Source organism: Thiohalobacter thiocyanaticus, from assembly GCF_003932505.1.
In the GTDB taxonomy this organism is placed as follows: Bacteria; Pseudomonadota; Gammaproteobacteria; order Thiohalobacterales; family Thiohalobacteraceae; genus Thiohalobacter; species Thiohalobacter thiocyanaticus.
In genome coordinates, this window is the sequence record NZ_QZMU01000001.1 from 2,605,718 (window position 1) to 2,624,958 (window position 19,241).

At 57.1% G+C, this 19,241-nt stretch carries 21 protein-coding genes and 1 pseudogene; 19 read left to right on the top strand and 3 right to left on the bottom strand.

Annotated features, from left to right (window positions below; genetic code table 11):
• Nucleotides 1-2 precede the first annotated feature (2 nt).
• The 14 genes from D6C00_RS12275 to D6C00_RS12340 all read left to right on the top strand — a co-directional run bounded on the left by D6C00_RS12275 (nucleotide 3) and on the right by D6C00_RS12340 (nucleotide 9,798).
• Complete coding sequence (locus D6C00_RS12275) at nucleotides 3-317, top strand: hypothetical protein (protein WP_125181966.1); 315 nt, start codon at nucleotides 3-5, stop codon at nucleotides 315-317.
• Nucleotides 318-398: 81 nt separating this feature from the next.
• Nucleotides 399-704, top strand: coding sequence for a hypothetical protein (locus D6C00_RS12280; RefSeq protein WP_125181967.1), 306 nt, complete (start codon nucleotides 399-401; stop codon nucleotides 702-704).
• A gap of 80 nt (nucleotides 705-784) precedes the next feature.
• Nucleotides 785-1,204, top strand: coding sequence for a thioredoxin domain-containing protein (locus tag D6C00_RS12285; protein WP_125181968.1), 420 nt, complete (start codon nucleotides 785-787; stop codon nucleotides 1,202-1,204).
• Between the two features lie 87 nt (nucleotides 1,205-1,291).
• Nucleotides 1,292-1,759 (top strand): isochorismatase, encoded by a 468-nt coding sequence (locus D6C00_RS12290; RefSeq protein ID WP_241546867.1) that lies wholly within the window; start codon nucleotides 1,292-1,294, stop codon nucleotides 1,757-1,759.
• 86 nt (nucleotides 1,760-1,845) lie between these two features.
• Entirely contained in the window at nucleotides 1,846-2,157 is a 312-nt protein-coding gene (locus tag D6C00_RS12295; protein WP_125181970.1) for a transposase, read from the top strand.
• Between the two features lie 50 nt (nucleotides 2,158-2,207).
• The gene (locus D6C00_RS12300) at nucleotides 2,208-3,011 is read left to right on the top strand and encodes an IS3 family transposase (RefSeq protein WP_241546928.1); all 804 of its coding nucleotides are present in this window, start codon (nucleotides 2,208-2,210) and stop codon (nucleotides 3,009-3,011) included.
• Nucleotides 3,012-3,108: 97 nt separating this feature from the next.
• Nucleotides 3,109-3,573 (top strand): hypothetical protein, encoded by a 465-nt coding sequence (locus D6C00_RS12305; protein WP_125181972.1) that lies wholly within the window; start codon nucleotides 3,109-3,111, stop codon nucleotides 3,571-3,573.
• A 101-nt stretch (nucleotides 3,574-3,674) separates the two neighbouring features.
• Nucleotides 3,675-4,628 carry a DUF6602 domain-containing protein gene (locus D6C00_RS12310; protein ID WP_125181973.1) on the top strand — a complete coding sequence of 318 codons (954 nt, stop codon included), beginning with the start codon at nucleotides 3,675-3,677 and terminating at the stop codon, nucleotides 4,626-4,628.
• 131 nt (nucleotides 4,629-4,759) lie between these two features.
• A complete protein-coding gene (locus D6C00_RS12315) occupies nucleotides 4,760-5,038 on the top strand; it encodes a type II toxin-antitoxin system RelE/ParE family toxin (protein ID WP_125181974.1) in 279 nt (92 codons plus the stop codon).
• Nucleotides 5,039-5,047: 9 nt separating this feature from the next.
• A complete protein-coding gene (locus D6C00_RS12320) occupies nucleotides 5,048-5,335 on the top strand; it encodes a HigA family addiction module antitoxin (protein ID WP_125181975.1) in 288 nt (95 codons plus the stop codon).
• A gap of 71 nt (nucleotides 5,336-5,406) precedes the next feature.
• Nucleotides 5,407-5,685 carry a hypothetical protein gene (locus D6C00_RS12325; protein ID WP_125181976.1) on the top strand — a complete coding sequence of 93 codons (279 nt, stop codon included), beginning with the start codon at nucleotides 5,407-5,409 and terminating at the stop codon, nucleotides 5,683-5,685.
• Nucleotides 5,686-6,205: 520 nt separating this feature from the next.
• A complete protein-coding gene (locus D6C00_RS12330; protein WP_125181977.1) occupies nucleotides 6,206-7,222 on the top strand; it encodes an Acg family FMN-binding oxidoreductase in 1,017 nt (338 codons plus the stop codon).
• Nucleotides 7,223-7,480: 258 nt separating this feature from the next.
• Nucleotides 7,481-8,344: a sensor domain-containing diguanylate cyclase gene (locus D6C00_RS12335; protein ID WP_125181978.1), complete on the top strand. Its 864-nt coding sequence runs from the start codon at nucleotides 7,481-7,483 to the stop codon at nucleotides 8,342-8,344.
• Nucleotides 8,345-8,451: 107 nt separating this feature from the next.
• Nucleotides 8,452-9,798, top strand: a complete 1,347-nt coding sequence (locus D6C00_RS12340) for an APC family permease (RefSeq protein ID WP_125181979.1) — start codon at nucleotides 8,452-8,454, stop codon at nucleotides 9,796-9,798.
• A gap of 489 nt (nucleotides 9,799-10,287) precedes the next feature.
• Here D6C00_RS12340 and D6C00_RS12345 read toward each other — a convergent pair whose 3' ends face one another.
• Nucleotides 10,288-12,099: a S8 family serine peptidase gene (locus tag D6C00_RS12345; protein WP_158675408.1), complete on the bottom strand. Its 1,812-nt coding sequence runs from the start codon at nucleotides 12,097-12,099 to the stop codon at nucleotides 10,288-10,290.
• Between the two features lie 517 nt (nucleotides 12,100-12,616).
• Between D6C00_RS12345 and D6C00_RS12350 the strand changes: the two are divergent.
• Nucleotides 12,617-13,413, top strand: a pseudogene (locus tag D6C00_RS12350) (DODA-type extradiol aromatic ring-opening family dioxygenase).
• 154 nt (nucleotides 13,414-13,567) lie between these two features.
• Here the strand turns inward: D6C00_RS12350 and D6C00_RS12355 are convergent.
• A complete protein-coding gene (locus tag D6C00_RS12355) occupies nucleotides 13,568-14,152 on the bottom strand; it encodes a beta-class carbonic anhydrase (RefSeq protein ID WP_125181981.1) in 585 nt (194 codons plus the stop codon).
• Between the two features lie 324 nt (nucleotides 14,153-14,476).
• Here D6C00_RS12355 and D6C00_RS12360 point away from each other — a divergent pair, with 324 nt between their 5' ends.
• The 3 genes from D6C00_RS12360 (at nucleotide 14,477) to cfa (ending at nucleotide 17,025) form a co-directional block, all read left to right on the top strand.
• Complete coding sequence (locus D6C00_RS12360) at nucleotides 14,477-14,893, top strand: hypothetical protein (protein WP_125181982.1); 417 nt, start codon at nucleotides 14,477-14,479, stop codon at nucleotides 14,891-14,893.
• Nucleotides 14,894-14,999: 106 nt separating this feature from the next.
• Nucleotides 15,000-15,629: a LysE family translocator gene (locus tag D6C00_RS12365; RefSeq protein WP_125181983.1), complete on the top strand. Its 630-nt coding sequence runs from the start codon at nucleotides 15,000-15,002 to the stop codon at nucleotides 15,627-15,629.
• A 217-nt stretch (nucleotides 15,630-15,846) separates the two neighbouring features.
• Complete coding sequence (gene cfa, locus D6C00_RS12370) at nucleotides 15,847-17,025, top strand: cyclopropane fatty acyl phospholipid synthase (RefSeq protein ID WP_125181984.1); 1,179 nt, start codon at nucleotides 15,847-15,849, stop codon at nucleotides 17,023-17,025.
• Nucleotides 17,026-17,039: 14 nt separating this feature from the next.
• Here the strand turns inward: cfa and D6C00_RS12375 are convergent, their stop codons facing one another.
• Nucleotides 17,040-17,948 (bottom strand): ATP adenylyltransferase family protein, encoded by a 909-nt coding sequence (locus D6C00_RS12375; RefSeq protein WP_125181985.1) that lies wholly within the window; start codon nucleotides 17,946-17,948, stop codon nucleotides 17,040-17,042.
• Nucleotides 17,949-18,038: 90 nt separating this feature from the next.
• Here D6C00_RS12375 and D6C00_RS12380 point away from each other — a divergent pair, with 90 nt between their 5' ends.
• The gene (locus D6C00_RS12380) at nucleotides 18,039-19,154 is read left to right on the top strand and encodes an NnrS family protein (RefSeq protein WP_158675409.1); all 1,116 of its coding nucleotides are present in this window, start codon (nucleotides 18,039-18,041) and stop codon (nucleotides 19,152-19,154) included.
• Nucleotides 19,155-19,241 lie beyond the last annotated feature (87 nt).

Consider the following 19,241-nt stretch of genomic DNA (forward strand, 5'->3'; position numbering starts at 1 on the left):
TAATGAGTGATTATTTTGAGTTTGAAGGTACCGTTACTGATCTCGGTAACAACAAAGTATCCTGCAAAGCAGTTAATGGTGGAGAAATGGTGCTAAACGCAGCAGATGTAAAAGAAGAGAACGGGAAGTATCAAGTCAAAGCAGGTGCAGAAGCTGAAGTTACTGAAATGCCCAGCGGCAACTGCCCCCATTCTGCACCAGACACAATGATGGTAACAATGGGTGACTGCGATAGAACCGCATGTATAGGTTTAGTTGAAGTCTGTTGCGGCAGTGGCCGGGTATTGAGGGGCTGTATCGGTGCATGGGGCTGCTAGCTTTAACAATCGCCTAACAATGCCTTCCAGCGGACGCAGTCGCTCATGCGCCTGCGCCGCTGAAGGCAGCCGTTGGGCATTATGAAACTGTCAGACGAAGAACGGACACTGGTGGCGCAATTACTAAAGCGCGAAAACCTGTATTACCGTATGCGGTACGCAAATCTTATTCTCGGTATTAGTTGTTTGGTTATAGCATTTGGTGGCTTTGGCTACCTTATGTCTTTATCTAGAGATGCCGCAATGCAGTTTGGCAATCATCCAATAATGTATCTGCTTGGTATTATTGGCGGGGCAGGCATAGGAATGGCATATAGAGGCTGGAAGGGAAATCCTCAAACCAAGCTGCTGCTTTCCATCGCGGAGAAACTGGATGGTACAGAATAGTGCCCAACAAAGCGCTCGTGTGGGACGCTCCGCTTCGCTGAGCGCCCCACAGCTTCAACGTTAGAAGGCTATTGAACATCATGAGGATAACCGTAGCTCTTATCTTAACTGCCTTGATTGGGGGCTGCAGTCACCCTGAACCAGAAGAATCGACGAAATATTACGACTCAAAAACCTATCAGCGGTTTGTAGAGAAACTCGATGAGCACGGAGTCGAGTACCGAAAGGGAAAGGATCTGAATGTATTTTATCCTGTAAGCCAATCTCAAGCAGTTAGAGCAATAGCTAGTGAGGTTAACGCGGAATACCACCCAGGATGCGGTAGCAGCTTCACATCCGCGGAAAAACAGAAAGCTATGGAGGCAGCACTTAAGGCGAGAGGTATTCCATATACAGTTGTGGACCTTGATGCCGGCCCCTCAATCACCTGTTCGCCTGAGCATAGAGAGGCGTTCCACGAACTGTTTATAACTGTTCTGAGAGGGGGGTACGATGAATAAAGAAACGCCTTCTAACAAGGCGCGCAACCCGGACGGCTTCGCCGCCGGTTCGCTCGATCGTTAGGTGCTAATCAATACTGATACATAATGAAGCTGTCCGAAGATTACCGTACCCGACCAATTCGATTTCTTGAATTGTGGGAAATCGATGAGTGGAGACTAAAGGTGTATGGAATCACCTATACTGAGGATGTGCTTGATCAGACGCTTGTGGATGCTGCTCGCCAGGTCACATCAGAACGCTTGAGAGAAAGTGCGCTGCAGACGAATCACTATGCTGTTGGATTTGTGGGCATTCACCAAGGAAAAACTGGAAATTTCGTTTTTGTAGACTGGTGGGCAGACGAAAACGAATTGCACCACCATGTATATGTATCTCCATCAGAAGATCCTTCAATGCTGGAATATATGACACCATCTGGGCTGACTGCTTGCGCATGGGATCTATTTCTAATTGGTCACGAACGAGACGCATGGGTCAATCATGTGCTTAAGCAAAGTGAGGCCCCTAGTCTGGAAGACTATCTGAGTGACAAGCTGAATGATAATGTATAACGCACCTAACAAACGCATGCAGTCGGACTGATCCTGCCCCGAAATAATTGACACCTCTTTGAACTGAGCTATCAAAGAGGTGGAACATGAAAAGGAAAGAAAAGCACACATTCTATAATTTTCAATTCAAGCATACGGCGGTTACGATCACCAATCACCCAAATATACAGTCCATCGACGTTGCCGAGGCACTGAGCATCCACCCCATTATGCTCTACCGGTGGCGCCAGGAGATGCGGGAGGGGAAATTGGACAATAATGATCAGGAGGCGCGTTCTCGGGACAAACTTCTCCAAGCTGAGAAAAAGATCAAGAAGTTAGAGAAGGAATTGCGGCAGGTCAGGGATGAAAACGCAGTGCTGAAGAAGGCAGAGAGGGTATTCCCGGGAAAAAAGTAGATGCCTTCCGGTTCATCGAGCAGCATGTCAAACGAAGCTCCGTAGCTGCTCTGTGCCGGAAGTTGGGTGTTACCCGTGGCGGGTTCTATGCTTGGCGCAATCGAGGTCAATGCCAACGCCGTGTGGAAGACGAGGCACTGCTTGAACAGATCATCCAGGTGCACCGTAAGAGCCAGGGCCGCTACGGTTATCCCAGGGTGCACCAGGCGCTGCGCCAGAATGATATTTTATGTGGGCGTAACCGCGTCGCTCGGCTCATGCGCGAAAATGGTATTGCCGCCAAGATGGCGCGTCGCTTTCGGCGGCACCGTCACCGGCACCACCTGTTTCGGGATAGCACCAACTTGTTGCTGGACCGGGAACCGACAACGGGTGCGAACCAGGTCTGGGTAGGAGATATCACATTTATCAGCGTAGATGGGAAGTGGTCATATCTGAGCACGGTAATGGATCGGCATACGCGCCAGATTATCGGTTGGAGCTTTGCAAAGGACCGGTCTGCCGCCCTGGTTCGAGAGGCGCTCCTGATGGCAGTGCAAGCCCATGCACCGACAGCTGATACCATATTTCATTCGGATCAAGGCTGCGAGTACGCCTCAAAGGAATATCGTCGGGTGCTTGAATCATTTGGGTTGCGGGTGAGCATGAGCCGAAAAGGACACTGCTGGGACAACGCCTATATGGAATCATTTTTTCATACTCTGAAGACAGAGATGATCTACTTCCAGAAATTCAAAACCCTGGAAGAAGCGACGGCCTACATTATCGATTACGTTCGTTTTTATAATAGCGAGCGTTTACACTCTGGCCTGAACTACAGAACTCCCGACTGGGCAGCAAGCGAAGCAGCATGACGGGTGTCAATTATACTGGGGTAATATCAGACAAAATCATTCGCGACGCTCGTGATTTGGCCGCTGATGCTAGGCGTTATACACCAAGGAGAACTTCATGAACTATTGGCGCATGCAGCTTCATCCAGATGACGCGGCGAATGCCGTCCGCCATACAATGAGGTGCCTTGGGCTAGGATATATCGGCTTGGATTTCGCCCAACCGCCCGGGGATCTTACCGATGTGCAGTCAGAAGAGATTCCCCAGAGCCAAAGAGACTATTGGGACTTTGCTCATGTAATGGCTGAAGGAGATTATGTCCTTATCGTCGCGCATCATTATCCATGCGCACTCGTGAAGGTCACAGGTCCCTACAACTACATCCGTGATCCTGTCGGAGCGCTCGGTGTGTGGTTTCGGCATTTTCGCCGGATTGAGCCAATAGGGTACTACGCAGACCTCGTCACCAACCCCGCTCAATGGCAGCAAACAACTATGACAGATACGATTTCGATACTCAGAGATGAATCGAGTTTATCGTACACGCTTATCAGGTCATGGCGGTCGCAAGTTGGTGTATAACCATGCCTTGCAGCCGACGGCGGTTCCGCTGCGCTTCACCGCCGCGGGCTGAAAGCAGGCGTTAGGCATCCGGAATCATGAAGTCGAGCCTGCACAGATCGATGAGACACGACCTGCATGACTACATGAGTCAACTTAGCGTCAAGATGGATGCTGAGTACTCCCGTATCCGAAAGAGCGCGGCTGGCGATCCGGGGACAGCGGGGGATGAAGGTGAAGAGAATTGGGCTCAGCTTCTGCGCGAATGGCTGCCTCCCGCTTATCGTGTTGTGACAAAGGGGCAACTGATAGATGGAAAAGGCCAGTTGAGCCCACAAGTTGACGTCATTGTTCTTAAGCCGAGTTACCCAGCGGCCCTGCACCACAAAAAGAAGTACTTCATCGCCGGCGTGGCGGCTGTTTTCGAATGCAAACTCACTTTGAAGCGCGCGGATCTGAGCAAGGCTACTGCAACCTGTGTCGCCATCAAGAGACTGTCCGGCGTACGTGAAGGCACCCCTTACAAGGAACTGATGACAGGGCCCATCTATGGTGTGCTCGCGCACTCGCATCAGTGGAGAGGCCCCGACGCTACACAAACCATCGACGATCACCTTGTTGCCGCAGACAGCTCACATGTCGGACACCCACGCGAGACTCTAGATCTTGTCTGCATCTCCAATCTTGCAAGTTGGGTTGTAAGCAAGAGCCCACTTTTCGATCCTCAGGAAGAGATTGACGACGCGGCTCGGGCCAAGTTGAATCCCAAAGGAGTCCCGGCAACAACATATATGTGTCACGCCGGAGCTAAGGGGGCGTTTGCGGATACTGAGTTCGAGAATTTCACGCCCGTCGGCGTCTTCGTCAGCCAGTTGTTGGTCAAACTCGCGTGGGATGACGTACAACTCCGCGACATCGCCAGTTATTTCTTGTCTGTGGAGTTCTCGCGGTCAGCGGTCGGTCAGTCGCGACATTGGGATTGGTCCGTTTACTCAGTCGGCCTCCGCAGGAAGCTTTCGCTGTCCAGGCTACACACTGAGATCGACTGGAATGAATGGTCCGCGACGATTGAGTGAGAGCGCGAATGCCTAACCATTCCATCGAGGGGATGTCCAACCGGCCACGCCGGTCGGCCACGCCTCATGTCAAACGTTATGCTGCAAGCTATCACTTGTAACCTGTAACGACATGGGTTACACTCCATTACATGATACGGAGCTTCAAGCACAAAGGCCTTGAGAAGTTCTTTCTGAAAGGAACTAAGTCAGGAATTCAGGCCAAACATGCCGCCAGATTGAGGTTGATACTCGGCCGGCTGAATGCTGCTTCGAACCCGCAGGACATGGACCTTCCTGGGCTCAAACTACATGAGCTCACTGGTCGTCGGAAAGGGGGCTGGTCCGTTTGGGTTAGTGGTAACTGGCGAGTGACATTTCGTTTTGTGGAAATGGATGCGGAAGCTATTGATTATGAAGATTATCATTGAGGTGTACTGATGAAGATGCACAATCCCCCCCATCCCGGTGAAATACTCAGAGAGCTATGCATCGAGCCAATGGGGTTGAGTATTACTGAGGCCGCTGAAGCGCTTGGCGTTAGCAGAAAAACATTGTCCGCTATTTTGAATGGCCATGCAGGCATTAGTCCTGAAATGGCAGTTCGTCTTTCTTTGGCATTCGGAACGTCTTCCGAGAGTTGGCTGAATCAGCAATCCCAGTATGACTTATGGGAGGCTGAGAAAAAGCGCAAGTCCTTAAAAGTGAGGAAGCTATCAGCAGCATAACAACGGGTCCCAGGCGGCGCAAAATACGCGCGCCTGAACCCGAATGTTATGTCGCCCGTGGGGCGCCGCTAATGAAACCGGCGACGAAAACCAAGTTTTTGTGGACGACCGCTTCGTTCTGCGGTGTTGCAGCGCTGGTACTTGCGGTGCTGGCATTCGTGCTGATAACAGGCGGTGCGTATCCAGCTGAGGGCTCCGGTTCATTGGGTCATGTCGGTATGGTTATCGCCGGCATCATTGCCGCGTTTCTTGGTATCTTTTGTGGAGGCCTGGTTCTTGTATGCGCGTCCCACGTCAAAACCATCAAAAATTCGAACAAGCTGACTCCGAATGGCGGAAAACGTGAGTAGCGTTCCACCTAACTCAAGCTGGAACGGACGGGCCGCCAGCACCGCACCAGATCGTCAGCTGAATGTGTCAGATCGCCGTTCACCAATGCGTTAGGAATTAAAGCACAATGGATGCGGAATCTGAAATAAGAGCAATGAGACAAATGAGATACTTGTTTCTTGTATTTTTGTGCCTGCTGCCTGCTGGTATAGTTATTTCCGTAGCCAGTACTTATCAATTGTTGGGGCTTGTACTCATCGTTCTGGCAGCTGTTACGGGTGTGGTTTGTGCCTTTATGACCTGCCCATGCTGTTCTCGTTTTAATGGCGTATTCTTTAAGGGGATTGCTGGTGGTGTTTTGCCTCTAGGCTTCTGCATGCACTGTGGTAATTCGTACTTATCCGCTAAAAGGTGTCGGGGTGATTCCTGACAATAGGGTCAATACAGGTTGACCGCTTCCTCGCTTTGTTTTCGCTTCGTTCGGTCGCCGTCAAGCGAGGCTCATCGCCAACGCTAGTGTTGCGAAGGAAGGTCCGCGACATGAACTACGAAGAGGCAGTGCAAAGCATCTGGCGCCACTCGGAAGGCGTGCCGGCTGATGAGGCGGCGCAGGTGAAGGAGATCATCCGTTACGCCACGCTGGCTCCGTCCGGGCACAATACACAATGCTGGCGGTTCCGGCTCCAGAATCGTTCACTTGCGATCCTGCCGGATATGTCCCGGCGTACCCCGGTGGTTGATCCGGATGACCATCATCTTTTCGTGTCGCTGGGATGCGCTGCCGAGAACCTCATCCAGGCGGGAAGGGCATTCGGCTTCATGGGCAATGCGGAATTCAGTCCCGCTGCCGGTGGGGTGATAACGGTTGCGCTGGAACGATCGAAGGCGGAAGAATTGCCTCTGTTCAAAGCAATTCCCCATCGGCAATGCACGCGAACCGACTTTGATGGTAAACCGCTGGCACCGGAAGAGCTGCGTCTGCTTGAATCAGCGGGTACCGGGAATGGAGTTGCCGTCATTCTGCTGACCGAACGCGAAGCCATGGAAAAGGTCCTTGAATATGTGGTTGAGGGCAACACGATGCAGATCAACAATCCGGCTTTCGTGAATGAGCTGGAGAGCTGGATTCGCTTCAGCGATGGCGAAGCTATGCGAACCGGTGATGGGCTGGCGGCGCGATCGACCGGAAGCCCCACGGCTCCGCGCTGGCTGGGGAGGCTGCTGTTTCGCACTTTCTTCCGTGTGAGACCGGAGAATGACAAGTATGCCCGTTACATCCGCAGTTCGGCGGGAATCGCAGTGTTTGTATCGAACGTCGATGACAAGGATCACTGGGTTGAGGCAGGCCGCTGTTATGAGCGCTTTGCGCTACAGGCGACAGCTCTGGGAATCCGGAACGCCTTTGTGAACCAGCCTGTCGAGGAGTCCCGCCTTCGCCCTGAATTCGCCCAGGCCCTGGGGTTGGGTGACCGGAGGCCCGATCTCGTCGTACGCTTCGGTCGGGGAAAGGAAATGCCGAGATCGTTGCGGCGGCCGGTAGAGTCGGTGTTGGTTTGAAATGCCACCATGACAGCAGTATCAACTCGGACGACAAAAAGCGTCGCTCCAATTTCCGCCGCCGGTTATGCTGAACGTTATCTGTCACATCGCTTTTCGCGACTACATGAGTGGATTTCCCGGAACTTCTTTGTATGCACGGATTATGAGGTGAGGGGGAAAGCCCGTGACACACTGTAATTTTCAAATCCCTTGTCACCTCTCGTCACGATGGGGCTATACTGGTGTATTTGAGCCACCAAATACGCCCCCTGACTTATGCTCGTAGATCTGAAAGCGCTTTATCCTAAACTGATTAACCTGATGCTGGACGCGGTTTTCGTGGTCGATGGGGACAACCGGATCGTCTTCGTGAGTGATGCGTGTGAGGCACTGCTCGGTTACCGTGCCGACGAGCTGACCGGTACCCCGATCACCGACTATATGCATCCTGACGACCTGGCGGCCACACGAGCATCCATTGTCAGGGTAATGAACGGTCAGCCCCACAGTGACTTCCGTAACCGTTATATCCATAAAGATGGCTCAATCGTACACATCCTGTGGTCTGCCCGCTGGTCCGAGGAGGACGGTGTGCGGATCGGTGTGGCGCGGGACGTGACGGCCCTCAGGCAGGCCGAGGAGAAATTGCGTTTCCTCGCCCATCACGATCCGCTGACAGGGGTGACTAACCGATCGTTGTTCGATGATCGACTGGATTCAGCTCTGCGTGCTGCCCGTCGTCACCAGAGCAGTCTGGCTTTGCTGTTTCTGGATATCAATGATTTCAAGTATATTAACGACACCCATGGACATGCGGTGGGTGATCGTGTGCTCTGTACGATCGCACGACGGCTGAAACGCTGCGTACGTGAGACCGATACGGTGGCCCGGATGGGCGGTGATGAATTCATTGTGCTGTTGACGGACATCCAGTCGCCGGATGCCGTATCCAGGAAGGTGGAGCAGATTGTCGCGGTCCTGACCGAGCCGTTGGGCACTGAATTCGGCGAGATCAAAACGCCGTCCTGCAGTATCGGCGTGGCCTGTTATCCAGCAAACGGAGAGGATGCCGATACCCTGCTGAGCCACGCAGATGACGATATGTACCGGCAGAAAGGGCGGCGCTCGCAAACCGGCTGATGCGCTTCCGGGGTACTGGCATTGACTGGCGTCGCGATTGCAGGCCGTTTCGGCCCGCGGCGTGCAGCGCCCCTGAGCATGGCTATTAGGCCGCCATAGGTGATATCGTGAAAGACTTACAGGACCGAACCACGAAATATCAAGCTGATAGCTTGACTCTGATTGGGGCTGTGTCCTTGGGTACGGGTGTAATGATCGGTGCCGGGATATTCGCATTGACCGGTCAGATGGCAGAGATGACCGGGGTGTTGTTTCCCTTGGCATTTCTTTCAGCTGCATTGATCGTTTCGTTCAGCGCCTACTCATACGTGAAGATGTCTAATGCCTTCCCATCGGCAGGTGGCATCGGCATGTATCTCTACGAGGCTTATGGCAGCACCTTGCCGACTGCTTTTAATGCTTTGCTGATGTATTTTTCCATGGTGATTGCTCAGAGCTTCCTGGCCCGTACGTTCGGATCCTATGCAGTTCAGGTTATTGACGTGGGGGACCGCAGTATACTCGTTCCGGGGCTGGGTGTTGGTCTTTTGCTCGTGGCCTTTGTTATTAATTTGTCTGGTAACCGCCTGATTGAAGGGATAGCTTCATTCATTGGCTTTCTGAAAATCGGCGGCATTATCCTTTTTGGTGTGGTCGGTGTATGGCTGGCGGACAGCATTGCGGTGGATTTCACCCAAACAACTCCCGAGTCAACGGCCGCCGGCTTTCTTGCTGCAACGGCGCTGGGGATTCTCGCGTTTAAAGGGTTTACTACAATTACAAATAGTGGATCGGAGCTTAAGGACCCACATCGCAATGTGGGTCGGGCCATTACGATCTCAATTGCTTTGTGCGTTGTCATTTACAGCCTGGTGGGCTTTGCGGTTGCCAGTAACCTGTCACTCAGCGAGATTATTGCCACGCGGGATTATTCGCTGGCTGCAGCCGCAAGGCCGGCATTGGGAGAGTATGGCCTTTGGTTTACAGTTATTTTAGCAATGATGGCTACAGCTGGCGGAATCATTGCCAGCATTTTTGCTGTATCAAGAATGCTTGCCATGCTCACGGAAATGAAACTGGTGCCTCACAGTCATTTCGGCATGCCAGGTACTATTCAAAAACACACTTTGGTTTACACCGTGGTGCTGGGTCTGGCATTGACGGCGTTCTTTGATCTGACGCGGATTGCGGCGTTAGGCATCATTTTCTACCTGGTCATGGATATCGCTGTTCACTGGGGCGTACTGCGCTATTTGCGTAATGAAATTGGGGCCAAGATATGGGTTCTCATCACGGCCATCGTCTTGGATCTCGTCGTGCTCGCAGGGTTTGTCTGGGTCAAGCTGGCTTCGGATTCTTTGGTTGTCGGCGTGGCTGCTTCTGCCATGGTGTTGATACTGGTTTTTGAAGGTGTTTTTCTCGGTCGCCGTTCCAGGGCAGAAACCTATGCACATCAGGATCATAAATCAGAATGAAAACATGGATATAAAACTGATGGGGGAACGATAATGTACGAAGACATGCGAGGTTTTTTGTGCAGTAGAGAAGGATCTTGAATTGCCTAACAAGACAAATTCACTCGGACGTAAAAAGGCATCGCTCCTTCGTCGCTTTACTTCTTCCGCCGGTGATTTACGGCGTTAGAGCGGATAAGGAAAGAATGGAATCTGTTTTAATAATCGGTACTGCAATTGCAGTGGCTGCCACGAATATTTGGTTAAAATGGAAGGGGGCTGTCCCTGTTTCCAGCCCCCTTTTTTCATACCGGCTTCCGTGACTCGCGAGATCAGTGTCGCCCAGACCTCGTGGTCGTACATCTCCCGGAAAAAGGCCACGATATCCCGCGTGCTTATGCCCTTGCCAGACTCCCTGACAGGGCTTCTGCGTCAAGGGTATTGGCCTGTGAGCAGTTACACAATCTGATTTACAGTCTCGTGTAACACTGTACCGGCCGGCTGTGATGCTCACGCATTGTCGACAATCGTCTCGATACGTTCCTGGTTGGTATTCCCTGAGGTATCGAACACCCTTACCTTCACGCTGGCTGACCCCTCGCCGGTCTGTGTGGTGTCCCAGTTGAAGGTATAGGGCGCGCTTGTGTCTTCGCCCAACTTGACGCCGTTGACGAACAGTACGGCTTTGCGCACCTGTACGTTGTCGGTCGCACCCACCTTGACGGTGACCTGCCCGGCTACGCTGTTACCCTCCGACGGCGAGATAAAAGTCATCTGCGGAGGAGTGTCGTCCAGGACCGGCTCCTCAGGCGACGGCTCCGGATCGGCATCGGGTTCCGGCGATGCTGCCTGAACGTTGTTCACCTTGACCTCGATCCATTTCTGCGCGCTGTTTCCCGACGCATCGAAGACCCTGACCTTCAGCCCGGTATTGCCATCCGCCGCAGCGGTTGTATCCCAGCTGAAGCTGAAGGGCTCCGCATTGTCGACACTGTGTTTGCGGCCGTTCACGAACAGGACGGCCTTGTTCACAGCGACGTTGTCTGTGGCATCGATCTTCACGGTAACCCGGCCCGATACGTCGGCGCCTTTGGTCGGCGAGACGAAGCTCACCTGTGGCGAGGTGGAGTCGATCCCCGGCTCGGGCGCGGGTTCGGGTTCCGGCTCGGGCGTGGGTTCCGGGTCCGGCGAGGCCCCGGTCTGGGCGGCCATGACCGCAGCCATGGCATCGATCCGCCCGTGGCCATAGTAACTGTCAAAACCCGAACTGCCCAGGTCGAGCGCACTGCCTTCCAGCGCGAGTTCAAGTTCCCGCGGTGTCAGTGCCGGGTTCATCGCGCGCATCAAGGCAACGACGCCGGCTGTCAGCGGACTGGAAAAAGAGGTCCCTGAGACCCTGGCATAACCGCCGTCACGGGTCGTGGTGTAGAGCCCGGCGCCGGGGGCGGCGACGTCCACATAATCACCGTAACTGGACCAACTGGTGATATTGTCCGACGACTCGGTAGCTGAAACGGTAATAACGTAAGGGCTGTCGTTATAGTTGTTGCGGGTGCCGCTGTTGCCCGCCGCGGCCACCACCACGCCGTTGCGGTCGTTCATGTATCTGGCCGCATCCTGGATGGTCTGGCTGTGCGTAATGCCGTAGCTTATGTTGGCCACATCCGCCCCGTGATCGGCGGCCCAGATCAGACCCTCGGCGATATCGCTCACGTAGGCAACGCCAGTGCTCTGATTGGAAACCCGAACCGGCATAATGCGGGTCTTCCAGGCAATCGAGGTTACACCGGTGCCATTATTGCTGATCGCGCCCACCACGCCGGCAACCTGTGTGCCATGGCCGTTGACATCCGAGACACTGGAGCTGTTACTTACCGTGTTCCAACCCGACAGCACCTTGCCTTTGAGGTCGGGGTGGTTCGCATTGATGCCGGTGTCCAGCACCGCCACTGTCACCTGAGCTCCCAGGCTGTAGTCCCAGGCCATGGGCGCATTGACCTTATCCAGGTGCCAGGCATTGCTGTAGTAAGTATCGTTGGCGACCGTGTCCGCCAGTGCCAGCGGCCGATCTGCTTCCACGAATTCGATATGCGGATTACGCGATAACACCTCACGCATCTTCTCAGCGACACGTTCCGGCACCTTCGCCAGGGCAACGCCAATCCCCGGCAGGGTGTCCTCAACCTCAAGGTCAGTGCCGGACACGCTCGCCAGCGCTACCCCCATGCCGGGCAGGCGGCGTTCCAGCTCGCGCTGTTTTTCATTGAGTTTCTCATTGATCCTTTCGCGGGCCTCGAGCAGCGCCCGGGGCTTGATGATCAATCTGGTGTAACCGGCTTCGGGTGGCCCGGCGTACACGCCATGCATCAATAGTGACAACGAGAGCCCTAACAACGTCGCGCTCTTGGGGTGCGCATGTCTCAAATTTTTCCTCATTGTGTCCTTGCTCCGTGAGTGTGTTATCTGGCAACGTGAAAATGCGGGGCAAGAATGAAGCCAATCGGGAGAAATACCTATAAGCCAGGTCACATAAAGACGATTGATCACCGGGTTTTGTGATCATGTTCACACGATCATCCGGCGGCACCTTGGGATCTGCCTGCTTGAAAATCGTGATTGGCGCGATCAACCCTGAATCACCCCAGGATAATCTGGGTTTTCTGTCAAAAAAATCGCCGGCTAGTCAACAATCCAGCAATAACCCTGTTATACCGGGGTAGGAGAAGGAACGGTGCCAGGGATGGACAAAAGCATGCTGGCGTGGTTTTGCGCCACCAGAAAGACATGACAGCATGCTTTTGCCGCTGAAGGCGTGTTGGCATTGTCATGGAGCCCGCATATGGCGAATACATACAAAGCTCTATTTCTCTCTCATGGTGGAGGGCCTATGCCGCTCATGGGAGACGCCGGGCATCAGGAAATGGTCTCATGTCTTGAGAATATTGCCTCGATCATCCCGAAGCCTGATGCTGTCGTGGTCGTAAGCGCACACTGGGAAGCGCGTCTTCCAACTGTTACCTCAGGGGCAACTCCGTCGCTGATTTATGATTATTCCGGATTTCCGGAAGAGTCCTACAATATCCGTTATCCCTGCGTCGGGGAGCCATCCATCGCTCGAAAGATCCACGAGTTGCTCAGCGATTCCGGGATTCAATCCGGGCTTGATGAGGAAAGAGGGTTCGACCATGGTCTTTTTGTGCCGCTAAAAATCATGTATCCGGAGGCCGATGTTCCTTGTATTCAGCTATCGCTGGTCAGCTCGCTTGATCCTTGTGAGCATATTGAAATAGGTCGGGCTCTCCGGTCATTGAGCCTCGATAATGTCCTGCTCGTCGGCTCCGGTTTCTCCTTCCACAACATGAAGGAACTTTTTCAGACGACCAACCCTGAATCCGAGAAGTTGAACCATTCGTTTGAGGAATGGTTGCTGAAAACGTGTTGTGATCCAGGCTACTCGGAAGAAGAAAGGGTGCAGATGCTGGTTCGCTGGGCAGATGCCCCGGGTGCGCGCTATTGTCATCCGAGAGAGGAGCACTTGCTTCCTCTCCATGTTTGCTATGGGGTGCGCAAGCGCCATGCGCGGAATGTTTTGAACTTGAGATCATGAACAAAAAATCGAGCATGTACCTGTGGTGAACCGGATTGTTACAAGGCCGTGCAGCCGACGCTGTAGTTTCCGTTCTTTAATGGACGCCTTCTGACTGATAACTCAGTGGACTTCCCCGTCATGTGACGGCAGCCCTGCGGCTCTGCGGTTCCACTCCCACCTTCCGAAGTCGTCCACGGTCGTTCATTTGCCTGCCCGGCCGGCTACGGAGGCCTCCTCGACCTCCGTCAGTTTCCCTGTTCTGCAATCATAGATATATCCGTAAATCGGGATCTCCGGAGGCACCATGGTGCAATTACGGATGCGTTTCACGTCTGCCGTCACGCTCTTTGCCTGGTCGGGGATGGTCAGCCACTGGATGAATTTCCCATCGCTCGTGCCCGGTCCTTCACCGCTGTCGTGCCAGCCCGAGGTATCGATATTTGCGGTCTTCAGGCTGCTTTCTAGCAGGTCACCCATGATCTCGCTGGTGAATGTTTCCATGCCACAGTCGGTATGATGAATCACGAACCACTCCCGGGTTCCGAGAAGTTTGTAGGAAATGACCAGTGAGCGAATGGCGTCGTCGCTGGCACGGCCGCCGGCATTGCGAATCACATGGGCGTCGCCTTCCGCCAGGCCGGCGTACTTGGCCGGGTCCAGTCGCGCGTCCATGCAGGTCAGGATGGCAAAGTGTCTTCCCGGTGGCATGGGCAGTTTGCCCTTGTCGCCGAAGTTGGAGGCGTATTCGGCATTTGCTGCCATGACTTCATCGACGATCTTGCTCATGAGTAGCTTCCCCTCGTGCTGCGGGTCTCGAATGGGCGCAGGTGACAACACCAGCGGACATGCAGTAGCCACGCGTACTGCAGCGCCTGCAGATTCAAGCATAGCCAATGGCCGGGCAGGTGCCAGTGCCTGTGGCTGATCCCGTCAGGCTTGTTCGCCCCGGAAATTCGGCCCGGGCTTTTCATCCGGCACCTGCTTCTGGCTGATATGCATCAATAAACCTGGCTGGAATTCTCGCGATTATCGTTTATGTTTTAGATGCCCGGGACGAGTCTGGCGTCCGGGTGCCAGGTTTCCCAGATAGCCTTGAACAAGGAGTGAGTAATGGATAAGAAGATCTTGATGGTTTCGGCGCTGTCTGCCTCGTTGGTATTGTCTTCCGGGCTGGCTGTCTCGGCAGATCAGGACCGCGCCCAGGTCCAGGACCGGACCCAGCAGCAGGAGCAGATCTATGGCAGTCAGCTGATGACCGACCAGGAGCGTAACGAGTACCAGCAGCGCATGCGCTCGGCCGGCTCCGCCGAGGAGCGGCAGCAGATCCGCCAGGAACACCATGAACGCATGAAAATGCGGGCACAGGAACGTGGCGTGACCCTGCCCGATGAGCCGCCTGCCCGCGGCAGCGGCAAGGGCATGGGGCAGGGCGACGGCATGGGTCAGGGCGGAGGCATGGGCCAGGGTGGCGGCATGCGCAAGGGCGGCGGTATGGGCCAGGGCGGAGGCATGGGCCAGGATCGCTGATCCAGTGTCGGCATAGCATTCATTCCTCAACGAGGTTCACGGCTGCGCCGTCTGGCGGCGCAGCTTTTTTTGTGCCTGCGCCGGGGTGACGGTAGCATGCCCAGGCATGATTCCGGTCGAGGAACTGCTGGCCTTTTCTGCCGCCTCGGTGCTGCTCGGGCTGGCGCCGGGGCCGGATAATCTTTTTGTCCTGACCCAGTCGGCGTTATACGGCGCGCGGGCCGGGCTGCAGGTGGTGCTGGGTCTGTGCACCGGTCTGCTGGTGCATACCGCCCTGGTCGCACTTGGCGTTGCAGCGCTGCTGCTGGCCTCTCCGCTGGCCTTTGCGCTGCTCCGGCTCGCCGGTGCCCTGTATCTGCTCTATCTTGCCTGGCAGTCCTTTACTGCCGCGGCCGCGCCGGTCCCGGCAGGCGGACAATCCAGCCTGCTCTCCGGGGGGCAGCTGTATCGTCGCGGCATCATCATGAATCTCACCAACCCCAAGGTCTCGCTGTTCTTCCTGGCCTTCCTGCCGCAGTTCGTCGCGCCTGAATACGGTCGGGTGGACCTGCAGGTGGGGCTGCTTGGCGCGTTGTTCATCCTGGCGACGCTGCTGGTGTTCGGCGCTGTCGCTCTCATGGCCGGGCGGCTGGGCGAGTGGCTGTCACGCTCCGTCCGGACGCAGCGCTGGCTGCACCGGCTGGCCGGAGGCGTCTTCGTACTGCTGGCGCTGCGGTTGCTCCTGATCGATCCCTAGCACGCCACTGACCTGCCGAAGTTGCGCCCCGCTCCCCGGCTTATCCTTGAAATTTATTGCAAGTGATAAGGCCGTTTTATCGGTTGCCCCGATATATATGTCCGGTAAATATCGTTTGTTATTTATTAATCCGACTTATAAGGTCTCGCGGAAGCCGTGGGTGCACAGTCCTTGAGCAATGGCGCCCGCCGGAGATGCTAACCGTGGAGAAGAGCGCATGTCGGGTGACGAAAACATATCCGGTGAACTGACTGAGCGACTTGTCCGGTCCCCGTGCCCGGAGGCGCCGCCGGTGCTGCAGCGCCTGGCCGGGGAGGCGGGCGTGTGTTTCAACGGCAAGGCGCCCTGGGATATCCAGGTGCATGATCCACAGGTCTATGAGCGCATCCTGGGCCAGGGTTCGCTGGGCCTGGGCGAGGCCTACATGGACGGGCTGTGGGATGCCCGTGAACCGGACGAGCTGTTCAACCGGCTGCTGCGCGCCGACATCGAGGCGCGGCTGCCGCTGCGGCTGCGCCTGCAACTGCTCGCCGTGACGCTGCGCCAGCGCCTGTTCAACCTGCAGTCGCGGGGGCGGGCCTTCCAGGTCGGTGAGCAGCACTACGACACCGGCAACGACGTGTTCAGCGTCATGCTCGATCCCACCATGAGTTATTCCTGCGGCTACTGGCGCCACGCGGGTGATCTGGCCCAGGCCCAGCACGACAAGCTGGACCTGATCTGCCGCAAGCTGGAGCTGCGCCCGGGCGAACATCTGCTGGACATCGGTTGCGGTTGGGGTGGTCTGGCGCGACACGCGGCCAGGTACTTCAACGTGGAGGTGACGGGCATCACCGTCTCCCGCGAACAGCAGGCCTGGGCGCAGGAGCGCTGCCGGGGCCTGCCGGTGCGCATCGAATTGATGGATTACCGGGATCTGCAGGGGCGTTACGACAAGCTGGTCTCGGTGGGCATGTTCGAGCACGTCGGGCCCAGGAACTACGCGGAGTATTTCGACACGGCCCTGCGCCTGCTCAAGGACGAGGGGCTGTTCCTGCTGCACAGCATCGGCATTTACGCCACCTCGCGCACCGTGGATCCCTGGCTCGATCGCTACATCTTCCCCAACGGCAAGCTGCCCTCGGCGCAGGAGATCGCCGATATCCTCGACAACCGCTTCATCATCGAGGACTGGCACAATTTCGGCCCGGACTACGACCGCACCCTGATGGCCTGGTGGGAGAATTTCGACACTGCCTGGCCGCAGCTCGAGGCACGCTACAGTAAGCGTTTCTACCGCATGTGGAAATACTACCTGCTCAGCTGCGCCGGCTTCTTCCGTTCGTGCCAGGGCCAGCTCTGGCAGCTGGTGCTGAGCAAGCGCGGCCGCGACGGCATCTACCGGTCACTGCGCTGAACGTCGGCAGGGACTCAGGTGGTCACGGCGCCCAGCAGGGTCAGTGGGTTGACCGCCTCCACCTGCGCGAGCTGTTCCGGCTGCATCACGAACAGCGAGCCGGCAAAGCCCAGGGCATTGATGGAGATGCCTGCGTGGCATTCGCGGGTGCGCGGCACGGCCAGCATCCAGTCACGGGTCAGCAGCAGGTTGTAGGGCGCGGACTGGCGGGTTTCGTCACCCAGGCTCAGCGCCTCGACGCCGATGGCCTCCAGCAGGCCGATGTAGAGCCGGTACAGGGTACCGGCATCGGTCAGCGTTTCCGGAGCAAGCCGCACGAAGGCGTGCGGCAGCGGCAGGGCGGGGCACTGGCCGATCCGACCGATGTCGCCCGGGCTGTCGAGCAGCGGCGCGATGGGCACGGCCGGGCCGGTGTCGGTCAGCGGCAGGGGAATCCACTGCAGGTGTTTGTGCGGCTGGCTGGCGCCGGCCACCCGGCCGCCGTTGTAGAAGCCCAGTCCCCCCTGTTCGTGCATGCAATACGCCAGCGCGGCGAAGTCCGCCGCTGTCAGCAGGCATTCCTGGTGCTCGAAGTCCCGCGTGACGATCAGCACGTGATGCTCGATCACGTTGAACTTGTTGAAGATGCACAGATGCCCGGGCCCGATGGCGCCGAGGGTGAGATCCGCCTCGGGCGGCAGGAAGGGGTTCGAAGGTTTGCCTGTTGCCTGTTCGCTGTGCTGTTTCGCGTCCCGCGCCTTGCGCGCCAGGCTCGATACCCGGCGCACCAGCCAGGTCATGCCATTGCGTTCCAGCAGGCTCTGCTCGGTCTCGATCGGCTGCAGGGCGCCGCAGGCCAGGGCATGCCGCTCACGTTCGAGCAGCCGCGGCCAGAATGCGCCGGGACCGAGGTCGGGGATGGCGGGTGTCCTCTCGGATTGCATGAGGCAAGCCTACTATAAAAGCGGTGGGCGGCAGCAAGGGGCTGGCCTGAGTCAATTGCGGCGGCCGTCCGGGGCATTATGCTGTTCGGCATGTCACGACAGAGTACGCTCAACAGGCCGGTGCGACGGTCCCGCCGGGTGCCGCACCACTGGCTGTTTCCCCTGGCACTCGCCTACGGCGCGCTGGTGCTTCCCCTATGGCTGGGCTTTGCCCCGGGGCACGCATCCACCTGGCACGGACACGAACTCCTGTTCGGTTATGCCCTGTTGGTCGCGGCCGGTTTTCTGGTTACGCGGGCCGGCCTGCCCCTGCTGATCGGCCTGGTCTGCGCCTGGGGCCTGGCGCGGCTGGCGGCCCTGGTGCCCGAGGCGTTCTGGGCCCTGCCGGCCGGGCTGCTGTTCCCGGCCCTGCTGGCGTGGCTGGCGGGCCGACCCCTGTGGCGGGGCGCCAAACGGCCGGAGAACCGCATCCTGCCGCTGGTGCTGTTGGGGCTCCTGGCCCTGGACGCGGCCTGGTGGCTGGGGGCGGTCATGGAGCGGCCGTTACTGCAGCAGCGCACGCTGCTCGGGACCGTGGACCTGTTCACCCTCATGATGCTGCTGGTGGGTGGACGGGTACTGCCGGCAGCGGTAGGCGGCTATCTGGAACGTCAGGGCATCGCCCGGCGTGATCATCAGCGCCGCGCCTGGGAACTGCCCCTGGCCGGCGTGGCGGGACTCATGCTGCTGACCGATCTGATGGGCCTGGCCGGACCGGCCGGCCTGCTGGCCCTGGCGGCGGCGGGCCTGGCGCTGGCGCGGGCCCGGTCCTGGCAGCTGGAGCACACGCGCCGGCGTGCGGATCTGTGGCCCCTGGCCCTGGGCTATCTGTGGCTGCCGGCCGGGCTGATCCTGAAGGGACTGGCGCAGCTTGCCGGTATCCTGGCCCCCGGACAGGCCCTGCATGGCCTCACGGTGGGGGCACTGGGCACGCTCACCCTGGTGATGACGGTACGCACGGCCCGGCTGCAGCGGCATCTATCGCTCGATCGCCTGACCCTGCTCGGTCCCGCGGTGGCGCTGGCGGGACTGGCGGCCCTGACCCGGCTGGTTGCAACGCCGGCCCTGCCGGGACGTGCGGCCCTGTTGTGGCTGGCGGCGGCGCTCTGGTCGCTGGCCCTGCTGCTGGGCCTGTGGCTGCAATGGCAGGCCGGGCGCGCCTCCTGAACCGGACCGAAGCGGCGTCCGGCTTGCGTTTTCCCGCCCGCTCCCGATACTCGCACCTGCGGCCCGCCTGAATGACTGGAGACCAGC